At 71.9% G+C, this 24,106-nt stretch carries 23 protein-coding genes; 18 read left to right on the plus strand and 5 right to left on the minus strand.

All coding sequences use genetic code 11. The annotated features are described in order from the left end of the window. Position 1 precedes the first annotated feature (1 nt). On the minus strand, positions 2 to 781 hold the full coding sequence (locus tag ACWGJM_RS29995) for an alpha/beta fold hydrolase (protein WP_453414859.1): 780 nt from the start codon (positions 779 to 781) through the stop codon (positions 2 to 4). A gap of 37 nt (positions 782 to 818) precedes the next feature. Continuing rightward, entirely contained in the window at positions 819 to 1,142 is a 324-nt protein-coding gene (locus ACWGJM_RS30000) for a DUF427 domain-containing protein (RefSeq protein ID WP_453414860.1), read from the minus strand. A gap of 50 nt (positions 1,143 to 1,192) precedes the next feature. On the opposite strand from ACWGJM_RS30000, the gene ACWGJM_RS30005 reads away from it, so the two are divergent. From ACWGJM_RS30005 to ACWGJM_RS30025, 5 genes are all read left to right on the plus strand, one after another. After that, positions 1,193 to 1,732 carry an LOG family protein gene (locus ACWGJM_RS30005; protein ID WP_453414861.1) on the plus strand — a complete coding sequence of 180 codons (540 nt, stop codon included), beginning with the start codon at positions 1,193 to 1,195 and terminating at the stop codon, positions 1,730 to 1,732. A gap of 26 nt (positions 1,733 to 1,758) precedes the next feature. Further along, positions 1,759 to 2,448, plus strand: coding sequence for an SDR family oxidoreductase (locus ACWGJM_RS30010; RefSeq protein ID WP_453414862.1), 690 nt, complete (start codon positions 1,759 to 1,761; stop codon positions 2,446 to 2,448). A 191-nt stretch (positions 2,449 to 2,639) separates the two neighbouring features. After that, the gene (locus ACWGJM_RS30015) at positions 2,640 to 3,641 is read left to right on the plus strand and encodes a methionine synthase (RefSeq protein WP_453414863.1); all 1,002 of its coding nucleotides are present in this window, start codon (positions 2,640 to 2,642) and stop codon (positions 3,639 to 3,641) included. 15 nt (positions 3,642 to 3,656) lie between these two features. Continuing rightward, positions 3,657 to 5,852 (plus strand): NAD-dependent DNA ligase LigA, encoded by a 2,196-nt coding sequence (gene ligA, locus ACWGJM_RS30020; RefSeq protein WP_453414864.1) that lies wholly within the window; start codon positions 3,657 to 3,659, stop codon positions 5,850 to 5,852. Between the two features lie 259 nt (positions 5,853 to 6,111). Next, on the plus strand, positions 6,112 to 8,349 hold the full coding sequence (locus ACWGJM_RS30025; protein ID WP_453414865.1) for a putative bifunctional diguanylate cyclase/phosphodiesterase: 2,238 nt from the start codon (positions 6,112 to 6,114) through the stop codon (positions 8,347 to 8,349). 42 nt (positions 8,350 to 8,391) lie between these two features. Here the strand turns inward: ACWGJM_RS30025 and ACWGJM_RS30030 are convergent, their stop codons facing one another. Then, the gene (locus ACWGJM_RS30030) at positions 8,392 to 8,976 is read right to left on the minus strand and encodes a TetR/AcrR family transcriptional regulator (protein WP_453414866.1); all 585 of its coding nucleotides are present in this window, start codon (positions 8,974 to 8,976) and stop codon (positions 8,392 to 8,394) included. An 86-nt stretch (positions 8,977 to 9,062) separates the two neighbouring features. On the opposite strand from ACWGJM_RS30030, the gene ACWGJM_RS30035 reads away from it, so the two are divergent. From ACWGJM_RS30035 to ACWGJM_RS30095, 13 genes are all read left to right on the plus strand, one after another. Continuing rightward, on the plus strand, positions 9,063 to 9,434 hold the full coding sequence (locus tag ACWGJM_RS30035; RefSeq protein WP_453414867.1) for a DUF4267 domain-containing protein: 372 nt from the start codon (positions 9,063 to 9,065) through the stop codon (positions 9,432 to 9,434). A gap of 49 nt (positions 9,435 to 9,483) precedes the next feature. Continuing rightward, the gene (locus ACWGJM_RS30040) at positions 9,484 to 9,975 is read left to right on the plus strand and encodes a cupin domain-containing protein (protein ID WP_453414868.1); all 492 of its coding nucleotides are present in this window, start codon (positions 9,484 to 9,486) and stop codon (positions 9,973 to 9,975) included. A gap of 260 nt (positions 9,976 to 10,235) precedes the next feature. Then, positions 10,236 to 10,532: an Asp-tRNA(Asn)/Glu-tRNA(Gln) amidotransferase subunit GatC gene (gene gatC / locus ACWGJM_RS30045; RefSeq protein ID WP_031117542.1), complete on the plus strand. Its 297-nt coding sequence runs from the start codon at positions 10,236 to 10,238 to the stop codon at positions 10,530 to 10,532. Between the two features lie 2 nt (positions 10,533 to 10,534). Next, positions 10,535 to 12,028: an Asp-tRNA(Asn)/Glu-tRNA(Gln) amidotransferase subunit GatA gene (gatA, locus tag ACWGJM_RS30050; protein WP_453414869.1), complete on the plus strand. Its 1,494-nt coding sequence runs from the start codon at positions 10,535 to 10,537 to the stop codon at positions 12,026 to 12,028. Further along, on the plus strand, positions 12,025 to 12,267 hold the full coding sequence (locus tag ACWGJM_RS30055; protein ID WP_132856738.1) for a hypothetical protein: 243 nt from the start codon (positions 12,025 to 12,027) through the stop codon (positions 12,265 to 12,267). The genes gatA and ACWGJM_RS30055 overlap by 4 nt, the downstream gene beginning before the upstream one ends. A 15-nt stretch (positions 12,268 to 12,282) precedes the next feature. Next, positions 12,283 to 13,797: an Asp-tRNA(Asn)/Glu-tRNA(Gln) amidotransferase subunit GatB gene (gene gatB, locus ACWGJM_RS30060; RefSeq protein ID WP_453414870.1), complete on the plus strand. Its 1,515-nt coding sequence runs from the start codon at positions 12,283 to 12,285 to the stop codon at positions 13,795 to 13,797. 175 nt (positions 13,798 to 13,972) lie between these two features. After that, positions 13,973 to 14,368, plus strand: coding sequence for a hypothetical protein (locus tag ACWGJM_RS30065; protein WP_453414871.1), 396 nt, complete (start codon positions 13,973 to 13,975; stop codon positions 14,366 to 14,368). A 204-nt stretch (positions 14,369 to 14,572) separates the two neighbouring features. Beyond that, positions 14,573 to 16,801, plus strand: coding sequence for an MMPL family transporter (locus tag ACWGJM_RS30070; RefSeq protein WP_453414872.1), 2,229 nt, complete (start codon positions 14,573 to 14,575; stop codon positions 16,799 to 16,801). Then, positions 16,779 to 17,354: a GNAT family N-acetyltransferase gene (locus tag ACWGJM_RS30075; protein WP_453414873.1), complete on the plus strand. Its 576-nt coding sequence runs from the start codon at positions 16,779 to 16,781 to the stop codon at positions 17,352 to 17,354. Before ACWGJM_RS30070 ends, ACWGJM_RS30075 begins: the two co-directional genes overlap by 23 nt. A 35-nt stretch (positions 17,355 to 17,389) precedes the next feature. Then, positions 17,390 to 17,965: a hypothetical protein gene (locus ACWGJM_RS30080; protein ID WP_453414874.1), complete on the plus strand. Its 576-nt coding sequence runs from the start codon at positions 17,390 to 17,392 to the stop codon at positions 17,963 to 17,965. Positions 17,966 to 18,179: 214 nt separating this feature from the next. Further along, positions 18,180 to 18,368 (plus strand): hypothetical protein, encoded by a 189-nt coding sequence (locus tag ACWGJM_RS30085; RefSeq protein ID WP_453414875.1) that lies wholly within the window; start codon positions 18,180 to 18,182, stop codon positions 18,366 to 18,368. A gap of 116 nt (positions 18,369 to 18,484) precedes the next feature. Next, positions 18,485 to 21,526 carry a helix-turn-helix transcriptional regulator gene (locus tag ACWGJM_RS30090; protein ID WP_453414876.1) on the plus strand — a complete coding sequence of 1,014 codons (3,042 nt, stop codon included), beginning with the start codon at positions 18,485 to 18,487 and terminating at the stop codon, positions 21,524 to 21,526. 40 nt (positions 21,527 to 21,566) lie between these two features. Then, positions 21,567 to 21,755 carry a DUF6191 domain-containing protein gene (locus ACWGJM_RS30095; protein ID WP_453414877.1) on the plus strand — a complete coding sequence of 63 codons (189 nt, stop codon included), beginning with the start codon at positions 21,567 to 21,569 and terminating at the stop codon, positions 21,753 to 21,755. A gap of 27 nt (positions 21,756 to 21,782) precedes the next feature. Here ACWGJM_RS30095 and ACWGJM_RS30100 read toward each other — a convergent pair whose 3' ends face one another. After that, positions 21,783 to 22,952 carry a PQQ-dependent sugar dehydrogenase gene (locus ACWGJM_RS30100; RefSeq protein WP_453414878.1) on the minus strand — a complete coding sequence of 390 codons (1,170 nt, stop codon included), beginning with the start codon at positions 22,950 to 22,952 and terminating at the stop codon, positions 21,783 to 21,785. A 107-nt stretch (positions 22,953 to 23,059) separates the two neighbouring features. Continuing rightward, on the minus strand, positions 23,060 to 24,058 hold the full coding sequence (locus ACWGJM_RS30105) for an aldo/keto reductase (protein WP_453414879.1): 999 nt from the start codon (positions 24,056 to 24,058) through the stop codon (positions 23,060 to 23,062). Between the last annotated feature and the right edge of the window lie 48 nt (positions 24,059 to 24,106).

A 24,106-nucleotide genomic window follows, 5' to 3' on the forward strand; every position in this document is an offset into this window, starting at 1 on the left:
CCTACGCGGTGAAGAACTCCGCTAGCACCGGCGCGAGCACGTCCGGGTCGACCACGTGCGTCTGGTCGTCCAGCACGCGGTACGTGCCTTCCGGCGCCGCCTCCGCGACCGTCCGGGTCGCCTCGCGCAGCCAGTCCGGGCTCGCGCCGCCCGCGACCGCCAGGAGGGGAACGGCGAGCGACGCGAGCCGGTCCCTCGGAATCGTGCTGTCGCCCATCACGGCGTCGTCATAGGCCAGGGTCGGCGCGATGGCCTCCATGTCGGCCCACATGGGGGACTGGCGGGCACCCTGGATCACGGCCTCAGCCAGGCCCGTGAGCCTCAGGAACAGCTCGACCGCGTCGCCGCGCCGGCCCTGCGCGAGTGCCTCGCCGAGGTTCCTGGTGTACTCGGCGCGCTCCTTCACGCCCGCCTCGTCCACGGCGAAGGGCGCCTCGTACACGGCCACCCGGCGCACCGGCAGCCCGCTCTCCGCCGCCCGCAGCGCCAGCGCGCCGCCCGAGGACATGCCGTAGACCGCCGCCTCGCCGCCCACCGCCTCGATCAGCGCCGCGATGTCCTCGACCTCGCGCTCCACCGCGTACGGCGCCGTGTCGCCGCTCCCGCCGCGGCCCCGGCGGTCGTACACGACGGCCTGGAAACGGTCCGCGAGCCGCTGTGCCAGGGGCGCCATGGTGTGGCCCGTGGACATCGCGCCGCTCACGAGGATCACCGCGGGACCCCGGCCGGTGGTTTCGTAGGCGATACGGGTGCCGTCGCCGGAAAGCGTCTCCTTGTCCATACCAGTGCAGATTGCCGCACGGTACGGAACTAGTCGGTCATGACACGTCGACTTCGTAGAAGCAGAAGTGGTCCTTGATCCGTGCCACGTCCGGCTTCGGATCGGGGTACGCCCACACCAGGTCGGGCGCGTCCGGCAGCGACCAGTAGGAGGCCGTCCCCTTGAAGGGGCACTGCGTATGGGTGTCGGAGGGCGTGAGGAGGTCCAGCCGTACGTCCTCGGCGGGGATGTAGTACCGCACCGGACAGCCGGTCTCCCGCAGCACCAGAGGGCGGTCGGTCTCGGCGAGCACCTGCTCCCCGCGCACCACGCGCACGTGCTGCTCGCCCTGCTCGATGGTGATCGTGTGTCCATGGGCCATGTAAGGGAAGCGCCGGCAGGCCCCGGCTTCTTCCCTCGTACCCTGACCGCATGCGAATCTGCGTCTTCCTCTCCGCCGCCGACCTCGACGACCGCTACACCCGACCCGCGCGCGAGTTCGCCGAACTGATCGGCAAGGCGGGGCACACGCTGGTGTGGGGCGGTTCGAACGTCGGCCTCATGAAGGTGGTCGCCGACGGGGTGCAGCAGGCGGGCGGCCGGCTCGTCGGCGTCTCCGTCGGCTTCCTGGCGAACAAGGCGCGGCCCGGCGCCGACGAGATGGTGATCGCCCACGACCTGGCCGAGCGCAAGAAGCTGCTGCTGGAGAAGGCCGACGCCGTGGTGATCATGGTGGGCGGCACCGGGACGCTCGACGAGGCCACCGAGATCCTGGAGCTGAAGAAGCACGGCCGCACCGACAAGCCGGTGGTGCTGCTGAACACGGCGGGCTTCTACGACGGGCTGAAGGAGCAGTTCCGCCGCATGGAGGACGAGGGGTTCCTGCCCCGCCCGCTGGCCGACCTGGTCGGCTTCGCCGACGAGCCGGTGTCGGCGCTGGCCTACCTGGAGGAGCACCAAGGCGCCGCGTGAGCGGCGGGCGGTGCGAGCATGGCGGCATGGCTACTCATGTGATCACCGGGGCGGGTTCCGGCATCGGCGCGGCCGTGGCCCGCCTTCTGCACGCGCGCGGGGACGAACTCGTCCTGCACGCGCGCGACGCGGGCCGCGCGAAGGAACTGGCGGCCGAGTTCCCCGGCGCGAGGACGCTCGTGGGCGACCTCGCCGACCCGGACCGGCTGTCCTGGGCCTTCTCCCACCAGACGCTCCCGGAGCGGGTCGACTCCCTCCTCCACATCGCCGGCGTCGTCGACCTCGGCGAGGTGGGCGACCTGACTCCCAAGTCCTGGCGCCACCAGCTCAACGTCAACCTGATCGCCCCGGCCGAGCTGACCCGCCACTTCCTGCCCCAGCTCCGCGCCACACGGGGCCACGTGGTGTTCGTCAACTCCGGCGCCGGCCTCGCCGCCCACGCCGGCTGGTCCGCCTACGCCGCCTCCAAGCACGGCCTCAAGGCCCTCGCCGACTCCCTCCGCCACGAGGAACACGGCAACGGCGTCCGCGTCACCTCGGTCTACCCCGGCCGCACGACCAGCCCCATGCAGGCCAAGGTCCACCAGCAGGAGGGCAAGGAGTACGACCCCGCCCAGTGGATCGCCCCCGAGTCCGTCGCCACCACGATCCTCACCGCCCTGGACCTCCCCAGGGACGCGGAAATCAACGACGTGACGGTACGACCGGGTCGCTGACAACGGCTGGGAGGCGCGGCCCGCTCTTATCAGCCTGTCTGGGGGTGCCCCCTCTGGGGGAGTTCGAGGGCGAGGCCGTTCAGGCCGAAGGGGCGGAGCCCCTGGGGACGGGAACGGGCAGGGGCGGCGGGGGCGAGACAACCGAGGCCCGCACGCAGCACCCCCGCCCCCCACCTACGTAGGCTTCACCCGTGACCGACAACTCGCCCTTCGGCCCAGCCACAGGCATCGGCTCCCTCCCGGGCACCGACGCCCGAGAAGCCGCCAAGACAGCCACCGGCAGCTTCGACGACTTCCCCTTCCTCCCCGAGCTGCCCGCCCGCGGCCCCGGCGCCGACATGATCGGCCGCACCGCCGGAATGCTCGTCGAGCTGTTCGCGCGCGTGGAGCCCAGCGGCTGGCGGATCGGGGACCGGCCGGGCCGGGACACCAAGCGGGCCCGCTCCTGGCTCGGCGAGGACCTCGACGCGCTTGAGGAGTTCACACAGAACTACGAGGGCCCGCTGAAGGTGCAGGCCGTCGGCCCGTGGACGCTCGCCGCCGCCCTCGAGCTGAAGAACGGCGAGGCCGCCCTCTCCGACCCCGGCGCCTGCCGCGACCTCGCCGCCTCCCTCGCCGAGGGCCTGCGCCAGCACCTCGCCGAGGTCCGGCGCAGGATCCCCGGTGCCCACCTCGTGCTCCAGCTCGACGAGCCCTCCCTCACCGCCGTCCTGCGCGGCCAGGTGAAATCCGCCAGCGGCTACCGCACCCACCGCGCCGTCGACCGGCAGATCGTCGAGGCCACCCTCCGAGATCTGGTCGGCATGCACGCGCCGGACCCCGTCGTGGTCCACTCCTGCGCCCCCGACGTGCCCTTCCCCCTGCTGCGCCGGGCGGGCGTGGCCGGGGTCTCCTTCGACTTCTCGCTTCTCACCGAGCGTGACGACGACGCGATCGGCGAGGCGGTGGAGGGCGGCACCCGGCTCCTGACCGGAGTCGTGCCCGGCACGGACGGTCCATTGTCAGACCCTGCCGGTAGCGTCATGGGTGTCAGGACGTTGTGGCGCAGGCTGGGGCTGCATCCGGGGCTGCTCGCCCGGGCGGTGACGGTCACCCCGGCGTGCGGACTCGCGGGCGCTTCCCCGGAGTACGCGCGCCGGGCGCTCGCCCACTGCGTCCGGGCGGCGAGATCCCTCGCGGACAACCCAGAGTAACGGGAGGACAACACGGTGGCCGGCGACAAGCAGCAGGCGGAGACGGCAGTGCCCGCCGAGGCACGGGAGAAGCACGCGCAGCTCGCTGAGCAGATCGAGGAGCACCGCTTCCGGTACTACGTGAAGGACGCTCCCGTCATCAGCGACGCCGAGTTCGACGGGCTCCTGAAGACTCTGGAGGCGCTGGAGGAGGAGTATCCGGAACTGCGCACGCCGGACTCGCCGACCCAGAAGGTCGCCGGGTCGTACCAGACGGAGTTCACGTCGGTCGAGCACCGCCAGCGGATGCTCTCCCTCGACAACACCTTCAACGACGACGACCTCGCCACCTGGGCCGATCGCATCGCCCGCGAACTCGGCGACCAGGAATACCACTTCCTGTGCGAGCTGAAGGTCGACGGCCTCGCCGTCAACCTCACCTACGAGCACGGCCGTCTCACCCGCGCCGCCACCCGCGGGGACGGCCGCACCGGCGAGGACATCACCCCGAACGTCCGCACGATCGCGGAGATCCCGGACCGCCTGAAGGGCGACCGTGTCCCCGACCTGGTGGAGATCCGCGGCGAGGTCTACTTCCCGATGGAGCGGTTCGAGGAGCTCAACCGCCGCCTGGTCGCGGCCGGGGACAAGCCCTTCGCCAACCCCCGTAACGCGGCGGCCGGTTCGCTGCGCCAGAAGGACCCGCGCGTCACCGCCACCCGCCCCTTGCACATGGTGGTCCACGGAATCGGCGCCCTGGAGGGCTACGAGGGCCTCACCCGCCTCTCCCAGGCGTACGACCTGCTGGGGACCTGGGGCCTGCCCACCTCCCGGCACAACCGTGTGGTCGACGACCTCGACGGCGTACGGGAGTTCATCGCGTACTACGGCGAGAACCGCCACTCCGTGGAGCACGAGATCGACGGTGTGGTGGTCAAGCTCGACGAGATCCGCCTCCAGGGCCGGCTCGGTTCCACGGCCCGCGCCCCTCGCTGGGCGATCGCGTACAAGTACGCGCCGGAGGAGGTCAACACCAAGCTGATCGACATCAAGGTGGGCGTCGGCCGCACCGGCCGGGTCACGCCGTACGCCCAGGTCGAGCCGGTCACGGTCGCGGGCAGCGAGGTGGAGTTCGCCACCCTGCACAACCAGGACGTCGTCAAGGCCAAGGGTGTCCTCATCGGCGACACGGTGGTGATCCGCAAGGCCGGTGACGTCATCCCGGAGATCCTCGGGCCGGTCGTCGACCTGCGTGACGGCAGTGAGCGCGAGTTCGTGATGCCGGGCGAGTGCCCCGAGTGCGGTACGCCGCTGCGGGCCATGAAGGAGGGCGACATCGACCTCCGCTGCCCCAACGCCCGCACCTGCCCGGCGCAGTTGAGGGAACGCGTCTCCTACCTCGCGGGCCGTGAGTGCCTGGACATCGAGCACTTCGGCGGGGTGGTGGCGGCGGCGCTGACGCGCCCGCTGGAGCCGGCCGACCCGCCGCTGGTGGATGAGGGCGATCTGTTCGACCTGACGGTGGAGAAGCTGCTGCCCATCAAGGCGTACGTGCTCGACCCGAACAGCGGTCTGCCCAAGCGGGACCCGAAGACGGGCGAGGACAAGGTCGTCACGGTCTTCGCCAACAAGGAGGGCGAGCCGAAGAAGAACACCCTCGCGCTGCTCCAGAACATCGAGGAGGCCAAGGCACGTCCGCTGGCCCGCTTCCTGAACGGGCTTTCCATCCGCCATGTGGGACCCGTGGCGGCACAGGCCCTCGCGCGCGAGTTCCGCTCCGTCGACCGCATCGAACAGGCCACCGAGGAGGAGTTGGCGACCACCGACGGCGTCGGCCCCATCATCGCCGCGGCCCTGAAGGAGTGGTTCGCCGAGGACTGGCACCGCGAGATCGTCCGGAAGTGGAAGGCGGCTGGAGTCCCGCTGGAGGAGGCGGGCTCCGGCGAGGACGAGGGGCCGCGTCCGCTGGAAGGGCTCACGGTGGTCGTCACCGGCACGCTGGAGAACTTCACACGCGACGGCGCCAAGGAGGCGTTGCAGAGCCGAGGTGCGAAGGTGACCGGTTCTGTATCGAAGAAGACGTCATTCGTTGTCGTGGGTGACAACCCGGGATCGAAGTACGACAAGGCCATGCAGCTCAAAGTGCCGGTTCTGAACGAGGACGGTTTCGGCGTCCTTTTGGAACAGGGCCCCGAGGCGGCGGCCGAAGTCGCGCTTCCGACCGGGGAGTAGCGGTTGAAGGCCGCCCGAACAGCGCATATCAGATGTATACGGGTGGCCAGGGTGCATTCGGGCAACCGTCGACGACCGCTGCCCGTGGAAGCGTTCCGCGGCCTACTGTTGAGGTGTGCACCTGCCGTGCCCAGCTGCGGTCGGGGCATCCCCCTGCCCGTGCGGAGCAAGGGGAAGGGCTTTCCAACGCGGAGCCGCTGAGGGTTGTCGGGCGTCGGGCCGCGTGGCGTGGGCACCGCCGGTTGTGAGAGGGACGGGAATGGAACCGACCGAGAGCGCCGCTCCGGACTCCCGGCTGCGCCTGCGCCGCATGGCGGACGCATGGCGGGCGAGCCGGTGGCCGGGGCGGACCGCGGAGCGCCCGGGCGCCCAGGGACGCGCCGCCAGGCCGCCCACCGCGACGGACCCGCGCACCACCCCCGTACCACTGGCCGTCGAGCCCGCCGCGCTGCCGGGCGCCGAACCCGAACGGCACCTGTCCTGGCCCGCGCTGCACGCGGCCGTCGTGGCGGCCGCCGCCTTCGCCCTGGGCGCCGGATTCCTCCGCGCGTTCACCGACAACCACGCGCTCTTCCCGTCCGGCACGGTCGGCTGGTCCCTCGCCGTGCTGACCGGTGTCATCGTCGGCCACCTGGTCATGCTCGGCCGCTCCCGCTGGTGGGGCGGCACCGGTTCCGGCGCCGCCCTCACCATCGCCGTCCTGCTGCTGTACGGCTGGGTGCCCGCCGGCATGGTCAGCCTCACCGTCGTCGTCCTGGTCGGCATAGCCCGCCGCCACCGCTGGCGCCAGGGGGTGCTGCAAGGCGCGGTGGACATCCTCGGGATCGGCGCGGGCGCCCTGGTGCTGGGCGCCTTCGGCCGCGTACCCACCGTCGAGCGGCCCTGGAATCCCGAGAGCTGGACCGTCACCACCGCCCCCGAGGTCATCCTCGTCGCGGCCGCCTACCTCGGCGTCATCCGCATCCTGACGTGGTACCTGCACGCCCCGCGCGGCGGTCTGCCCACCGTCGCCCGCACCGCCCTGGTCCGGCACGGCCTGGTCGCCGTGGCACTGCTCGGCATCGCCCCGCTGGTCTGCGTGGTCGCCGTCGCCCAGCCGCTGCTGCTCCCGCTGTTCGCCATCCCGCTCATCGCGCTCGACTCCACCCTGTGGATAGCCCGGGCCCGGGCGGAGGAGCAGCTGCGCGATCCGCTGACCGGGCTGCCCAACCGGCAGTGGCTCCTGGAGCGGATCTGGACGGCCCTCGACGACGCCGAACGCATCGGCGCCCGCGCCGCCCTCATGCTGATCGACCTGGACCGCTTCCGGTCGGTGAACGACACCCTCGGTCATCTCGCCGGTGACCGGCTGCTGTTGCAGATAGCGGACCGGCTGCGCCTGGCGCTGCCGCGCGGCGCGGAGGCCGCCCGGCTCGGCGGCGACGAGTTCGCCGTGTTACTGCCCGTCGCCGACTCCACCACGTCGGCGACCCGGGTCGCCCGCGGCCTCGTCACCGCCCTCAGCTCCCCGCTCGACCTCGACGGGCTCACCCTCGTCCTGGAGGCCAGTGCGGGCGTCGCCGTCTTCCCCGACCACGCCCTGGACGCCGAAGGGCTGCTGCGCCGCGCGGACGTGGCGATGTACCAGGCGAAGCGGGACCGTACGGGCGTCGAGGTCTACGAGTCCAAGCGGGACTCCAACACGCCCGACCGACTGGGCCTGCTGGGCGACCTGCGCCGGGCTCTGGACGCGCACGAGGTCCAGCTGCACTACCAGCCCAAGGTCCGCTTCGACGGCCAGGTGGCCGGTCTGGAGGCCCTGGTCCGCTGGGTGCACCCGGAGCGCGGGAAGGTGCCGCCGGACGAGTTCATAGCGATCGCCGAGTCCTCGGGGCTGATGCCCCTTCTGACGGAGTACGTACTGGAGACCGCCCTCGGGCAGGTCGCCGAGTGGCGCGCGCAGGGCCTGTACGTGCCGGTGGCCGTCAACGTCTCCCCGCGCGACGTGCACACCCCCGGCTTCGCGGGCTCGGTGGCCGCGCGGCTGGCCCGGCACGGTGTGCCCGCGGGAGCGCTCCAACTGGAGATAACGGAACACGTGCTGCTGGAGGACCCGCAGCGGGCCGCCGACACCCTCGCCGGACTGACCGGGCACGGCGTGAAGATGTCGCTGGACGACTTCGGCACCGGGTACTCGTCGCTGGTTCATCTGCGCCGGCTGCCGGTCAGCGAGCTGAAGATCGACCGCTCGTTCGTGGCCCGTCTGGCCGTCGACACGCAGGACGCGGCGATCGTCCGCTGCACGGTCGACCTCGCCCACTCCCTCGGCCTGCTCGTCGTCGCCGAGGGCGTCGAGGACGACGAGACCTGGGAACGCCTGCGGGACCTCGGCTGCGACGCCGTACAGGGGTGGCTGGTGGCCGCGGCGATGCCGCCCGAGGAGACGACCGCCTGGCTGCTGGCCCGCGGGTCGCGGGGATGGCAGCGGCCACGGGCGGCTCTGCCGGCTGCCGAGTGACTTTCCCGCCGGTCCGCCTCGCTCAGCCCCGGCGGAGTACCGTCAGTCCGCCCGCGCCGTGAAGTGACCGATCAACAGCGCCAGCCGGGTCTCGTGGGCGTGCTCGGGCAGACGACCGCCGCGCATCAGCGTGACCAGCCCGTGCAGGCAGGCCCAGTACGTCTCCGCGAGGAGGCCGAGGTCGTCGCCGTCCGCCGCGATCGGTTGCACGGCCTGCACCAGTTCACCGAACGCCTCCTGAAGCGCGGCCGGAGCCTCGGGCGTCGCGAACGGCAGGTCCACGGTGCGCGTGAACATGGCGTCGTAGAGGGCCGGCCGGCGCCGGGCGAACGCGGTGTACGCCTCGCCCACCGCTGCCAGCGCGGCCCGGGCGCCCTCGGCCGCCGTACGCGCCGCCCGTAGTTCGGCGGTCAGGTCCGCGCAGCCCCGCACCGCGACGGCGACCATGATCGCGTCCTTGCCCTTGAAGTGGCTGTAGAGGACGGGCTGGCTGTACTCGATCTCGGCGGCCAGCCGCCGCGTCGTCACCGCGTCCCAGCCCTCGGCCTCCGCCAGTTCCCGCGCGGCCGCGACGATCAACCGCTCGCGCTCCGCTCGTTCGCGCTCCCGGCGCGTCTGGATCGACATGCTTCATATTCTAGCAACGCTAGACAGTCTGTCGGCGCTCTGCTAGCTTCGCTCTTGTCCCTAGCGCTGCTAGCAAGGAGAGAGACATGACCGTCACCGCGTACACCCTGGCCGTCGTCCTCGACCTGTTCTGCCTGTTCCTCGGCTACCGGTTCCTGTTCCAGCCCGGCCCCGCGGCCGCCGGTTACGGCGTCCCGGCGGACCCCCGCGGCGACGCCGGCGCCTACCTGACCAACAAGGGCCTCAAAGACGGCACGTTCGGCGTGGTGGGCCTGGTACTGCTGGCCTTCGCCGGGGCGCGTCCCGAGGCCTGGTTCATGCTCTGCGTGGCACTCCTGCCGCTCGGCGACACGCTGATAGTCCTGCGGCACGGCGGTACGAAGGCCGTCGCGTTCGGGATCCACTTCGCCACCGCTGTCGTTGTACTGATCAGCGCCGCCCTGCTCTTCCTCGTCTGACCACAGCACTTTTCCCAGCACGTCAACCGCATCGACCGGGGGTTTGGACATGTCGCTGTTCGTTCCGAAGTTCGACGAGTCCGTGATCGTTCGCGAGGCCGAGGCCGAAGTCGTCGGCCGCGCGCCCACCACCGTCCGCCTGCTGGCCGACAGCAGTGCGACCGGCGGCGCCCTCTCCACCCAGCGCGTCACCCTCACGGGCGGCGCCGACGGCGCCAAGCCGCACTGGCACGACCACTCCGCCGAGATGTTCTTCCTGCTGGACGGTGCCGCCGAGATCCTCTCCGGCGAGGACGTCGTCACCGCCGGTCCCGGCGACCTCGTCATCGTCCCGCCCGGCAAGCCGCACGCCTTCGCCGCCGTGCCGGGTGCCGACGCCGATCTGCTGATCGTCATCACCCCGGGCGTCGAGCGCTTCGAGTACTTCCGCCACCTACAGCGCATAGCCCTCGGCGAGGCCACCCCGGACAGCCTTCTCGAGGTGCAGGAGCTGTACGACAACCACTTCCTGCGCAGCCCCGCCTGGGACTCCCGCCGGTGACAGGGCAAACCGTTTCACGGGCACAGGGCCCCGCCCCATAGGATTGGGGACTGGCGTCACATTCCCGCCTGCCCCGCGACGCCTGGCACGCACGCTCGCGGCGTTGCCGAATCGCCCACGTGGCTCCGCCACGAGGGCGCTCCGGCGCCTTGCGATCGCACGCGCCAGACGCCGCGTGGCCCGCCCTCCGGGCGGACGGCGGGAATGCGACACCAGTCCCCGGCCCCAAACCACACACACTCACCCCAGAGGAACGCTGCATGCCTGGCATCACGCGCGAGGAGGTCGCCCACCTCGCCCGGCTGGCGCGTCTGGAGCTGAAGCCCGAAGAGCTCGACCACTTCGCGGGACAGCTGGACGACATCATCGGCGCGGTCGCCCGCGTCAGCGAGGTCGCCGACCAAGACGTACCGCCGACCTCGCACCCGCTCCCGCTGACGAACGTCATGCGCCCGGACGAGGTCCGTCCCTCGCTCACCCCCGAGCAGGCGCTCTCCGGCGCCCCGGCCCAGGAGCAGCAGCGTTTCAAGGTGCCGCAGATCCTGGGGGAGGACTGACCATGACGGACATCATCAAGCTCACCGCGGCCCAGACCGCCGAGAAGATCGCCTCCGGCGAGCTCACGGCCGTCCAGGTCACCGAGGCCCACCTCGCGCGCATCGAGGCCGTCGACGAGAAGGTGCACGCCTTCCTGCACGTCGACCGCGAGGGTGCCCTCGCCCAGGCCCGCGCCGTCGACGAGAAGCGCGAGCGCGGCGAGAAGCTCGGCCCGCTGGCCGGCGTCCCGCTCGCGCTCAAGGACATCTTCACCACCGAGGGCGTGCCCACGACCGTCGGTTCGAAGATCCTCGAGGGCTGGATCCCGCCGTACGACGCGACGCTCACCACGCGGCTGAAGGCCGCCGACGTGGTCATCCTCGGCAAGACCAACATGGACGAGTTCGCCATGGGGTCCTCCACTGAGAACAGCGCCTACGGGCCGACCGGAAACCCCTGGGACCTCACCAAGATCCCCGGCGGCTCCGGCGGCGGCTCCTCCGCCGCCCTCGCCTCCTTCCAGGCGCCGCTCGCCATCGGCACCGACACCGGCGGCTCCATCCGCCAGCCGGCCGCCGTCACCGGCACCGTCGGCGTGAAGCCGACCTACGGCGCGGTCTCCCGCTTCGGCATGGTGGCGTTCTCGTCCTCCCTCGACCAGGGCGGCCCCTGCGCCCGTACGGTCCTGGACGCGGCCCTCCTGCACGAGGTGATCGCCGGCCACGACCCGCTCGACTCCACCTCCATCGACGCCCCGGTCCCGCCGGTCGTCGAGGCCGCCCGCAACGGCAGCGTGGCGGGCATGCGCGTCGGCGTGGTCAAGCAGTTCCGCGGCGAGGGCTACCAGGCCGGCGTCATCCAGCGCTTCGACGAGTCCGTGGAGCTGCTGAAGGAGCTGGGCGCGGAGATCGTCGAGCTGGACTGCCCGTCCTTCGACCTCGCCCTGTCGGCGTACTACCTCATCGCGCCGTCCGAGTGCTCCTCCAACCTCGCCCGCTTCGACGGCCTGCGCTACGGCCTGCGCACCGGCGACGACGGCGGCCACTCGGCCGAGGAGGTCACCTCCCTCACCCGTGAGGCGGGCTTCGGCCCCGAGGTCAAGCGCCGCATCATGCTCGGTACGTACGCCCTGTCGAGCGGGTACTACGACGCCTACTACGGCAGCGCGCAGAAGGTCCGCACGCTCATCACGCGCGACTTCGAGAAGGCCTTCGAGCAGGTCGACGTGATCGTCTCCCCGACGACCCCGACCACCGCCTTCGCGATCGGCGAGCGCGCCGACGACCCGATGGCGATGTACCTGGCCGACCTGTGCACCATCCCGACCAACCTGGCGGGCAACGCGGCCATGTCGCTGCCCTGCGGTCTCGCCCCGGAGGACAACCTCCCGGTCGGACTGCAGATCATCGCTCCGGCGCTGAAGGACGACCGTCTCTACAAGGTCGGTGCCGCTGTGGAGGCCGCCTTCGTGGAAAAGTGGGGGCACCCGCTCCTGGAGGAGGCTCCGTCGCTGTGAGCAAGGCACTGTCGAAGGCCAAGGGCTTCAAGAAGTCCAAGTCCGGCCTCTACCTGTCCATGGCCACCACCGCGTTCGGCGCGGTCAGCGTCGCCAAGCAGGCCAAGCTGGCCCGCGCCGAGAGCGACACGCTCCGCCTGATCGACGCCGCCGTGTCCGCCGCCGCCATCGTCACCGGCCTCGCCATCCTCTACCGCGAGCTGAAGCGGTTGGGCGACGACGACGTCCTGCTGGGCTGAGAGGGAAGTTTCACCGTGACCACCACGACCGACCTGGTGTCGTACGAGGACGCGCTGGCGTCGTACGACCCCGTCATGGGCCTTGAGGTCCATGTCGAACTCGGCACCAAGACCAAGATGTTCTGCGGGTGTTCGACCGAGCTGGGCGCCGAGCCCAACTCGCAGACCTGCCCGACCTGCCTCGGCCTGCCCGGCGCGCTGCCGGTCGTCAACGCGACCGGCATCGAGTCCGCGATCAAGATCGGTCTCGCGCTGAACTGCGAGATCGCCGAGTGGTGCCGCTTCGCCCGGAAGAACTACTTCTATCCGGACATGCCGAAGAACTTCCAGACCTCCCAGTACGACGAGCCGATCGCCTTCAACGGCTACCTCGACGTGCAGCTGGAGGACGGCGAGACCTTCCGCGTGGAGATCGAGCGCGCCCACATGGAGGAGGACACCGGCAAGTCGACGCACGTCGGCGGTGCCACCGGCCGGATCCACGGCGCGTCCCACTCCCTGCTGGACTACAACCGCGCCGGCATCCCGCTGATCGAGATCGTCACCAAGCCGATCGTCGGCGCCGGCGAGCGTGCCCCCGAGGTCGCCCGGGCGTACGTGCGTGAGCTGCGCGAGCTCATCCGGGCGCTCGGCGTGTCGGAAGCCCGCATGGAGATGGGCCAGATGCGCTGCGACGTGAACCTGTCGCTGCGCCCGAACGGCACCGAGAAGTTCGGCACCCGTTCCGAGACGAAGAACGTCAACTCGCTGCGGTCCGTGGAGCGCGCGGCCCGCTTCGAGATCCAGCGGCACGCGGCCGTGCTGTCGTCCGGCGGCACGATCGTGCAGGAGACCCGGCACTTCCACGAGGACACGGGGTCGACGACCTCGGGCCGCGTGAAGGAAGAGGCCGAGGACTACCGGTACTTCCCGGAGCCGGACCTCGTCCCGGTGGCCCCGTCCCGCGACTGGGTCGAGGAGATCCGGGCCGCGCTGCCCGAACTGCCGCTGGCCCGCCGTACCCGGCTACTCGCCGAGTGGGGCATCTCCGCCACCGACATGCAGGCGATCATCAACGCCGGCGCGCTGGACCCGATCGTCGCCACGATCGACGCCGGCGCCGACGCGGCCTCCGCCCGCAAGTGGTGGATGGGCGAACTGGCGCGCAGCGCCAACGAGTCCGGCAAGTCCCTGGACGAGCTGGCGATCACGCCGGCGCAGGTCGCCCGGGTCACCGAGCTGGTCTCGAAGGGTGACCTGAACGACAAGCTGGCCCGCCAGGTCATCGAGGGCGTCCTCGCGGGTGAGGGCACTCCGGACGAGGTCGTCGACAAGCGCGGTCTGAAGGTCGTCTCCGACGAGGGCGCGCTCACCGCCGCCGTCGACGAGGCCATCGCCGGCAACCCGGCCATCGCGGACAAGATCCGCGGCGGCAAGGTGGCCGCGGCCGGCGCCCTGGTCGGCGCGGTCATGAAGGCCACCCGGGGCCAGGCCGACGCGGCCCGCGTCAAGGAGCTCATCCTGGAGAAGCTGGGCGTCAGCGAGGGCTGAGTCCTCACGGTGTACGGCCCCGGAGGCAGGACCTCCGGGGCCGTTCGCCTGCCTACGGCGTTGAACGGGCTCCTCGCGTGCTGCGTACGGGAAAGGTATGCGCAAGAGTTCGATAGCAGTCGAAGCCGCTCCCCGCACCTGGACCACTCAGCGACAGGTACTACGCTCGCCCGCCATGAGTGGACGTACTGATTCCGGCACGCGATCTGAGATAGCCGAGGTGAACGACGTAGAGGACCCTGCCGAGGAGCCCGCGGAGGACCAGGCCGCGGAACCCGCGGAGGACTCCGCCGAAGACCTCGCAGAGGGCCAGGCCGAGGACCCCGCCGAGGACGCGCGACGGGCTCGCTGGACGGCCGGCGGCACCGGAGCCGTGCTGACGCTGGCCGGTGTCACCGCATCGCTGATGCGCCTGAGCGGTGTACCGGCCCTGGTGCCGGCCGCGTACGGCGTCGGTGCCGGCGTGTGCGCGCTCGCCGGGGTGCTGGGCGCCAAGGGCCGTACCCGGCGGGCGCTGTGGCTGCTGGTCGTGGGCACGATGATCATGGCGCTCGGAGACCAGTTCGACTGAAGTGCCCCGAGGGGTGACAGAGTTCGTGTGACTGTCCTGTGATGTGCCTCCCAGTCGCGTGAATCGGCCCGTGAACGTGGCGGACCATCACTTTCGCCGTGCAAGAGTTGTCCTCCCCTTGCTCACATGTTCTTTGCGGGCTGTTCCGTTTCTGGACGATCGTTCCCGGCCAAAGACCCACATTCAGTACCTGGGAGCACGTCCGTGGCAGCCCTTGCCCGTTGGTGTGTCCGGCACCGCCTGGTAGCCGTCCTGTTGTGGCTCCTCGCTCTCGGAGGGGCGACCGCGGCCGCGGCCGTCACCGGCTCGTCCTACTCGAACGACTACGAGGTACCCGGCACCGAATCCGGCCGCGCCGCCCAGCTGTTGCGGCAGGGATTCCCGGGCGTGGCCGGCGACGGCGACACCGTCGTCTGGCACACCACCTCCGGCACGGTCCGCGCCGCCGACGTCGAACAGACCATGACCCACGCCCTCGACAAGATCGCCCACCTGCCGGGCGTGGCCTCGGTGACGAGCCCCTACGACGGACAGGGCACCGGCAGGATCAGCCGGGACGGACACACCGCGTACGCCACCGTCACCTTCGACCGGCAGGCCGAGGACGTCAGCGGGTCCGAGGCCCAGGCCGTCGTACGCGCCGCCAAGCCCGCCGAGGCCGACGGGCTCCAGGTCGAACTGGGCGGCAGCGCCATCGCACTGACGAAGTCCTCCGGCGGCCACCTGGCCGAGGCGGCCGGCGTGGTCGTGGCCGCGGTCGTGCTGTTCCTCGCCTTCGGCTCGCTCGCCGCCTCACTGCTGCCCATCGCCACCGCGCTGGTGAGCGTCGGCACCGCGTACGCCGCGACCGTGCTGCTCGGCCACGCCATGACCGTCGCCGACTTCGCCCCCATGCTGGGCATGCTGATCGGGCTCGGCGTCGGCATCGACTACGCGCTGTTCATCGTGACCCGGCACCGGCGTGGACTGAAGCGCGGTCTGGAGGTCACCGAGGCCGCGGTGGGCGCCGTCGCCACCACCGGACGTGCGGTCGTCTTCGCGGGTGCCACAGTGTGCATCGCCCTGCTCGGGATGTTCATACTGCGGCTGGGCTTCCTCGACGGTGTCGCCGTCGCCGCCTCGCTGACCGTGGTGCTCACCGTCGCGGCGGCCGTGACCCTGCTGCCCGCGCTGCTGTCCTTCATCGGCCCGCGCGCCCTGAGCCGACGCGAGCGGCGCCGGCTGGCCGAGCACGGGCCGCAGCCGGAGCTGCCCACGGGTCTCGCCGCCCGCTGGTCCGCCTTCGTCGAACGCCACCCCAAGCTGCTCGGCACTGCGGCCGTGGCCGTCATCGCCCTGCTCGCACTGCCCACACTCGCCCTCCGCCTCGGCACCTCCGACCAGGGCAACGACCCGAAGTCGTCCACCACGCGCCAGGCGTACGACCTCCTCGCCGAGGGCTTCGGACCCGGCGTCAACGGGCCGCTCACCCTGGTGACCCGCGTGGACGGCGGCGCCGGCAGGCTCGCCCTCGACAACCTCGACGCCACCCTGCGCGCCACCGAGGGCGTCGCGTCCGTGACGCCCGTGCGGTACGACAGCGGCGGCGACACCGCCTACCTCACCGTCGTCCCCGACTCCGCGCCCCAGTCGCAGCGGACCAGCGAGCTCGTCGACCGGCTGCGCACCGAGGTCCTCCCGCGCGCGGAGACCGGCACCTCGCTCGACGTGCGCGTCGGCGGGGTCACCGCGAGCTACGACGACTTCGCCACCGTGATCGTCGGCAAGCTGCCCCTGTTCGTCGGAGTCGTCATCGGGCTCGGCTGCGTGCTGCTCCTGGTCGCCTTCCGCTCGCTCGGCGTCCCGCTGAAGGCCGCCGTGATGAACATCGCCGCCGTCGCCGCCGCCTTCGGCATCGTCGTCGCCGTCTTCCAGTGGGGCTGGGGCAGCGAGCTGCTCGGCCTCGGCAGGGCGGGTCCGATCGAGCCCTTCCTCCCCGTGATCATGGTGTCGGTACTCTTCGGCCTCTCCATGGACTACCAGGTCTTCCTGGTCAGCCGGATGTACGAGGAGTGGCTCGAGACCGGTGACAACCGGCGGGCCGTCCGCGTCGGCCTCGCCGAGACCAGCCGGGTGATCAACTCCGCCGCGGTCATCATGATCTCGGTCTTCCTCGCCTTCGTGCTCAGCGGCGACCGCGTGATCGCCATGTTCGGCATCGCGCTGGCCTCCGCCGTCGCCCTGGACGCCTTCGTGCTGCGCACCCTCCTCGTCCCCGCCCTGATGCACCTGCTCGGCAGCGCCAACTGGTGGCTGCCGCACTGGCTGGAGAGCCGTCTCCCGCGCATCAGCATCGAGCCGCCCGAGTGCCGCGTCCCGCATGAGAGGCTCACGGAGGTCGTGATGGGACTTCAGAAGGAGCGGCAGCGCGATGTACGCGATATCGCTGGGTGACGACGGTGCCGAGCTTCGCCCCCTGGAGATCTGGCACGCCGAGGAGCTCATCGCCAACATCGACCGGGGACGGGAGTTCATCGGCCGCCACGTCGGTCTGCCGGACGTGGTGACCGACCTGGAGTCGGCCCGCACCTGGCTGCGCGCCTACGCCGACAAGCGCGCCGCGGACGCCGGCAGTCTGCACGGGGTGTGGCTGGACGGCAAGCTCGTCGGCGGGCTGCTGTTCCGCGTCTGGGACACGCCCAGCGGGGTCTGCGAGGCCGGCTGCTGGGTGGAGCCCTCCGCCGCCGGGCGCGGGCTGGTCACGCGCGGTATGCGGGTGCTGCTGGAGTGGGCGTTTGACGAGCGCGGCATGCACCGTGTGGAGTGGCATGTGTCGTCGGCCAACGAACCCAGCATCAACGTGGCGCGACGGCTGGGCATGACCCGCGAGGGCGTGCTCAGGGAGAACGATCTCTACCGGGGCGTGCGCACCAGCACCGAGATCTGGTCGGTGCTCGCCCCCGAGTGGCGTAAGGCACGCGCGCGTGCCGCCCACAACGATCATTAAGAGACCTCTCAGACAGCGTCCGTACGGTGCGAGGCATGGGAACGAAGACAGTGGACGAAGCCGAGACCGGCGCCGAGGCCAAGAAGGGCGAGGCGACGGCAGACGTCACCAAGACCGACGAGGAGCGGGCCGAGGAGCGCGCCGCCGGCGAGGTGCCGACCGAGAACAAGGAGACGGACGGCGAGGAGCCGGCCGGCGTGACCGAGGAGGTGGGCCCCTCCGGTGTCGGACAGGGCGCCGGTGCCGTGGTCTCCGCCGCCCTGGGCGTGGTCTCGCTCACCGGCGGCTGGATCGGCACCGTGGCCGCCGCACGCGAGACCCTCGTCGGCCAGTTGCAGACCTCTTCGGGCGCGACCGTCGCCAAGCAGGTCAAGGAGGTCTACGGCGACGCCTGGCACACCACCGCGCTGTGGGCCGGCGTGTTCGCCCTGGCCGCGCTGATCACCGGCGTCGTGGTCCTGGCCCGGCCCGCCTTCGGCGCCCCCGGGAAGCCGCAGGCCGCGTGGATCAAGTCGGTCGCCTGGGCGGGCGTCTCCCTCGGAGTCATCGGCCTGCTCCTGGCCGTCCTGAAGTACTCCGACGCTTTGCTCGACCTGCCCTCCACGAGCTGAACCACCGCAGACCCGAGAGACCTCAGGAGCCTTAGGGGCCTCAGGCCGTCCGTGAACACCTTACGGACGGCCTGAGGCCCCTTACGTGTGTCCCGGGCCCCGTCGGCCCGCCGAAGATGCGGAACCTTCCCGATGTGGCGTACCCCCCTGGGAGACGAAAGTGGAGGCATCACCGGAACCGACCCCGGAAACACCTCTCACCAGGGAATTCACCATGTTCGAGCTCGAACTGCACCACGCCCGTTCCACCGAGCTGCTCCGCCGGGCCGAGACCGAGCGCCTGGCCCGCGAGGCCGTTCGCGGCCGGCGCGCGGCCCGCCGCGAGGAGGCGGCCCGTCGCACCGCCGAGACCGAGGCCCATACCCGCCGCGCACGCCGGGACCGGCTCGCCCGCGCCGCATGAGGGCGGGGGCGGAGGAGGGCGGCCGAACGGGGGTCGGCCGCCCACTCCCGTATGGTCGTACGACGAATGTGCCGGTGCTGTGGAAAACCCGTGCCACGCCATCCGGCCCGCATGCGATGCTCTGGCCCGTGGAGACCAGATCCGTCAGTCCCGTCTTCGTCGGCCGCACCGACGAACTGGGCGTCCTGAACGACGCGCTCACCCGTGCCGCCGCGGGGGAGCCGCAGGCGTTGGTGGTCGGCGGCGAGGCCGGCGTCGGCAAGACACGGCTCGTCGAGGAGTTCGCCACCGCCGCCTGCCGGCACGGCGCCGTCGTCGCGCTGGGCGGCTGCGTGGAGATCGGCGCCGACGGGCTGCCCTTCGCCCCCTTCTCCACCGCCCTGCGCACCCTGCGCCAGGCCCTCCCCGACGAACTGGCAGCGGCGGCCGCCGGACAGGAGGAGGAACTCGCCCGGCTGCTGCCCGAACTCGGCGAGGCCACCTCCAGCCGGCACGACGAGCAGGGCATGGCCCGCCTCTTCGAACTCACCGCCCGCCTCCTCGAACGCGTCGCCGCCGAACGCACCGTCGTCCTCGCCCTCGAAGACCTGCACTGGGCCGACGCCTCCACCCGACACCTCCTCGCCTACCTCTTCCGCACCCTGCGCACCGGCCGTCTCGTCGTCCTCGCCACCTACCGCTCCGACGACATCCACCGCCGCCACCCGATGCGCCCCCTGCTCGCCGAACTCGACCGGCTGCGCACCGTCCGCCGCCTCGAACTCGCCCGCTTCACCCGCGAAGAGGTCGGCCGCCAGATCGCCGGCATCCTCGCCACCCAACCCGACCCCGCCCAGGTCGACGAGATCTTCGAACGCTCCGACGGCAACGCCTTCTTCGTCGAGGAACTCGCCGTCGCCTCCTGCGAAGGCTGCTGCACGGGCCTCACCGACACCCTGCGCGACCTGCTCCTGGTCCGCGTCGAGGCACTGCCCGAACCCGCCCAGCGGGTCGCCCGGATCGTCGCCGAAGGCGGCTCCACCGTCGAACACCGGCTCCTCGCCGCCGTCGCCCGGCTACCCGAGGACGACCTCATCGAGGCACTGCGCGCCGCCGTGAACGCCAACCTGCTCAGCGCCACACCCTCCGGCGACGGCTACCGCTTCCGCCACTCCCTGGTCCGCGAGGCCGTCGCCGACGACCTGCTGCCCGGCGAGCGCTCCCGCCTCAACCGCCGCTACGCCGAGGCCCTGGAGGCCGACCCGGCGCTCGTCCCCGCCGACGCACGCGTGATGCGCCTGGCCAGCTACTGGTACCACGCCCACGACGCCGCCAAGGCCCTGCCCGCCGTCCTGGACGCCTCGGTCGTCGCCCGCCGCCGGCACGCCTACAGCGAGCAACTGCGTCTGCTGGAGAGGGCGATGGAGCTGTGGGACACCGTCCCCGAGGACGTACGGACCGCCCTGCGTCCCGTCGACTACACCGAGGTCTACCCTCCCTGCGGCTGCGACCCCGCCACCACACCCCTGCGCTACCTCGACCTCATGGCGGAGGCGGCCGTCGCGGGCCGCTTCTGCGGGGAACGGGAACGCGCCATGAAGATCGCCAAACGGGCGCTGCGGCTGCTGGAGGACGAGGACGACCCGCTGCGCGCCGCCTGGTTCTGGGTGCAGCGCTCCCGGTTGGTCCAGGCCCAGGCCCGCGGCGACGGCTGGAAGGAACTGGCCACCGCGCAGGAACTGGTCCGCGGGCTGCCGCCGTCGGAGGTGCACGCCGAGGTCCTCGCCTACGTCGCCAACTGGTCCATGCTGCACGAGCCCGGGCCCGACGCCCTCGCCGCCGCCGAACGGGCCGTGCAGTACGCGCGGATGGTGGGCGCCCGGGAGACCGAGCTGCACGCCCGGCTCACCCTCGGCGGCCTCATGGTCGACGCGGGCGACGCCGAAGCCGGGCTCGCACAGATGCACGAGGTCAAGGAGCAGGCACTCGAGGAAGGCGTCACGCGCGTCGCGGGCCGCGCCTATGTGAACCTGCCCAGCGAACTCCAGTCGGTCGGCCGCTCCCGGGAGGCCGTCCCGATCCTGCGGGAGGGGATCGCCTTCACCCGCAGGTTCGGCCTGCTGGACTCCCAGGCGTGGGTGTGGGGCAACCTCTCCGCGGCGCAGTACGGGCTCGGCCACTGGGACGAGGCCACCGACGCCGCCGCCAACGCGCTCGCCGTGGGACACAGCGCCAAACCCCAGGGCGTGGGCGCCCTCCGCCTCGCAGACCTCGCGCTCGGCCGGGGCGACGTCGCCGAGGCCGGCCGCCACCTGGCCACCGCCCGTGCCCACTACGGTCCCCACGACCCCATGCCCCAGCACTGGCTGCCGCTGGCCCGCATCGCCATCGGCATCGCCGCGGCGGAGGGCAGGCTGCTCGACGCCCGAGCCGAACTGCTGCGCGTCGTGGAACCCGGCTTCCCGCCCGGCACACACCGCTACGCCTGGCCCCTGCTGCTGGCCGCCGCCACCGCCGAGGCCGACGCCCGCGCCCTGGCCGCCACGGCGGAGGGCCGGGCCGAGTTCCTCGACCGTCTCTCCGAGGCCGTCAGGAAACTCACCACCGGCGTGCCCCTCTGGCACGCGTACGAGAGATGGACCCGCGCCGAGCTGCTGCGCGCCACCGGCGAGGACACCGCGGACATCTGGTCGGAGGCGGTCACCGCCTTCGAGTGCCTGGAGCGCCCCTACGACCTCGCCCGCGTCCGGCACCGGCTCGCCCAGGCCCTGCTGTCCGGCGGCGGCGACGACCAGCGCGACCGCGCCGCGGAGCTGCTCCGCCTCGCCGGGGCCGTCGCCGACCACCTGGGCGCCCGCCCGCTCGCCGACGCCGTCACCCTGCTCGCCCAGCGCGCCCGCCTCACCCCGGCCCGTGCCCCGCGGCCGGAACTCGCCGCCGACCCCGCCGAGGCGCTCGGCCTCACCAGCCGGGAGCGGGATGTCCTGCGCCTGGTGTCCGCCGGCCGCACCAACCGCCAGATAGCCGAGGAGCTGTTCATCTCCCCGAAGACGGCGAGCGTCCACGTGTCGAACATCCTGGGCAAGCTCGGCGTCTCCGGACGGGGGGAGGCGGCTGCGGTGGCGCATCGGCAGGGGCTGTTTCCGGCTGAAACTCCCGCGTCCCGATCAGCGGGGTGAGGCTTACGCTGTACGGGACGTCGGCCGAGGGAGGCAGCGCGTGTTCAACGTGCTCGAGGAATTGTTCGCGCCCGGCCGCAAACACACCCGCGACGAGGAGAATCGGCTGGAGCTGACCCGGGAGGACGTCGGCGACGGCGACCCCGGACGCGGGCCGATAGATCTCGTCTCCGGAAAGGTCGTCGTACGGCTGCCGCAGCAGCCCGAGGAGGAGTCCGCCGGGGACTGACCATGCCGGGGAGCGAGCGCCTGGGCCTCACTTCACACGCAACTCGAGGATCCGGTCGTCCCCGCTCCTGGGCTTGCCGCGGCCGTCCGTATTGCTGGTGACCAGCCACAGCTTGTCGCCGCCCGCCGCCGCCACGGTGCGCAGGCGGCCGTACTTGCCGGTGAGGAAGGCCTGCGGGTCCGCCGAGGCCTTCGTGCCGTTCAGCGGGATGCGCCACAGGCGCTGCCCCTTCAGGCCGGCCATCCAGATGACGCCGTGCACGTAGGCGATGCCGCTGGGGGAGGCGTCGTCGGTGTGCCACTGGGCGATGGGGTTCTGGTACCGGGAGTCGTCCGACCTGCCCTCGGCGTCCGGCCAGCCGTAGTTGCCGCCGGGCTTGATCGCGTTCAGCTCGTCCCAGGTGTCCTGGCCGAACTCCGAGGCGAACAGGCGCTCTTTGCCGTCCCAGGCGAGACCCTGCACATTACGGTGCCCGTAGCTGTACACCGGCGAGCCGGGGAAGGGATCGCCCGGCGCCGGTTCGCCCTCCGGGGTCATCCGGAGGATCTTGCCGCCCAGCGACTTCTTGTCCTGGGCCAGGCCCCGCCGTCCGCTCTCGCCCGTGCCCGCGTAGAGCATGCCGTCCGGGCCGAAGGCGATCCGGCCGCCGTTGTGGATGTAGCCCTTGGGGATGCCCTTGAAGATGGTGTCGGGGGCGCCGAGCTGTTCGCCGGCGGGCTTGCGCTCGTCGTAGAGCATGCGGACGATGCGATTGTCCGAGGCCGAGGTGAAATAGGCGTAGATCATGTGGTCCGAGGCGTAGTCGGGGGAGAGGGCGATGCCCAGGAGGCCGCCCTCGCCGGCCGGGGAGACCCCGGAGACCTTGCCCAGCTCCGTCTTCCTGCCCGTCTTCTCGTCGACCCGGACGACCGTCCCGTCGTCCCGGGAGGAGACGAGCAGACCGCCGTCCGGCAGGGGAGCGAGGCCCCACGGGGTCTTCAAGCCCTCGGCGACCGTGCGCACCACCTTCACCGTGCCCTTGGCGGGCGGTGTCCGCTCGGCCGTCCGCCCCGAGGGGGAGGCACCGGACGACGCTCCCCCCGCCGTCGTACTCCCGCCCCCGCCGGGCGACGACCCCGCGTCCGAGGAGCAGCCGGCCGCCAGCAGGAGCGCGGCAGCGGCCAACACGGCCGTCACAGCTCGACGTTGCACGATCATGGTCCCTTCACAGCGGCGGTTCCAGCGGAACCTCCACTGTCTCTCACACACCGCTCGCGAGGGCCGGGTTCCCACTCCGTGCCCCCGAATCCGGGCGCGGGACCCGCTCAGTCCCACGACCCCTGTGCCGCGGGCAGCCCCGCCACCTCCGCCAGGTCCTCCGGGGTCAGACGGAGCCCGGCCGCCGGGGCGTTCTCGGCCACCCAGCGCTCCTGCTTGGCGCCGGGGACCGGGACGACGTGGCGGCCCTGGGCCAGGACCCACGCCAGGGCCACCTGGGCGGGGGTCACCTCCTCGCCGTGCCGGCGCGCGATACGGCGCAGGCCGACGACGATCGGCTGGTTGGCGGCCATCATCTCGGCCGTGAACCGGGGGTGGCGGGCGCGGACGTCGTCCCGCTCGAAACCCTCGCCCGGGGTCAGCGTCCCGGTCAGGAAGCCGTTGCCCAGCGGCATCGCGGCCAGGAAACCGACACCCCGGGCCTCGCACCAGGGCAGCAGCCCGTCCAGCGCCTCCGGTGACCACACCGACAGCTCGGCCTGCACCGCGCTCACCGGGAAGACCTGCTGCACCCGCTCGAGCTGACGGAGTGTGGCGTCGTGCAGACGGCGGTCCGAACGGCGGCCCGCCCGCGCACCCACCGCGCACAGGCCCAACGCCCGTACCTTTCCGGCCCGGACGAGCTCCGCCATCGCGCCCCACGTCTCCTCGACCGGCACCTCGGGGTCGGCGCGGTGGAGCTGGTAGAGGTCGATCACATCGGTCTGGAGGCGTCGCAGCGACGCGTCGCACGCCCGCTTCACATACCCCGGGCGCCCGTTGGCCACGATGTGCTGCTCGCCGACCAGCAGGCCGACCTTGGTCGACACGAAGGCGTCCGCACGCCGCTCCTTGAGTACCCGGCCCAGCAGCAGCTCGTTGGTGAAGGGCCCGTACATGTCGGCCGTGTCCAGGAGCGTCGAGCCCAGGTCCAGCGCCCGGTGCACCGCCCTGACCGACTCCTCGCCCCGCTGCCGCGACCCGCTGTACGCCCAGCTCATCGGCATGCACCCGAGTCCGACGGACCCCACCGCGAGCGCCCCCGCGCCGATCGTCCTGCGCTCCACCTGCCGTGAACCTCCCTCTGACCGGTCCCCAACCTAACCTCTGCGCCC

Source organism: Streptomyces sp. NPDC054834, assembly GCF_053611185.1.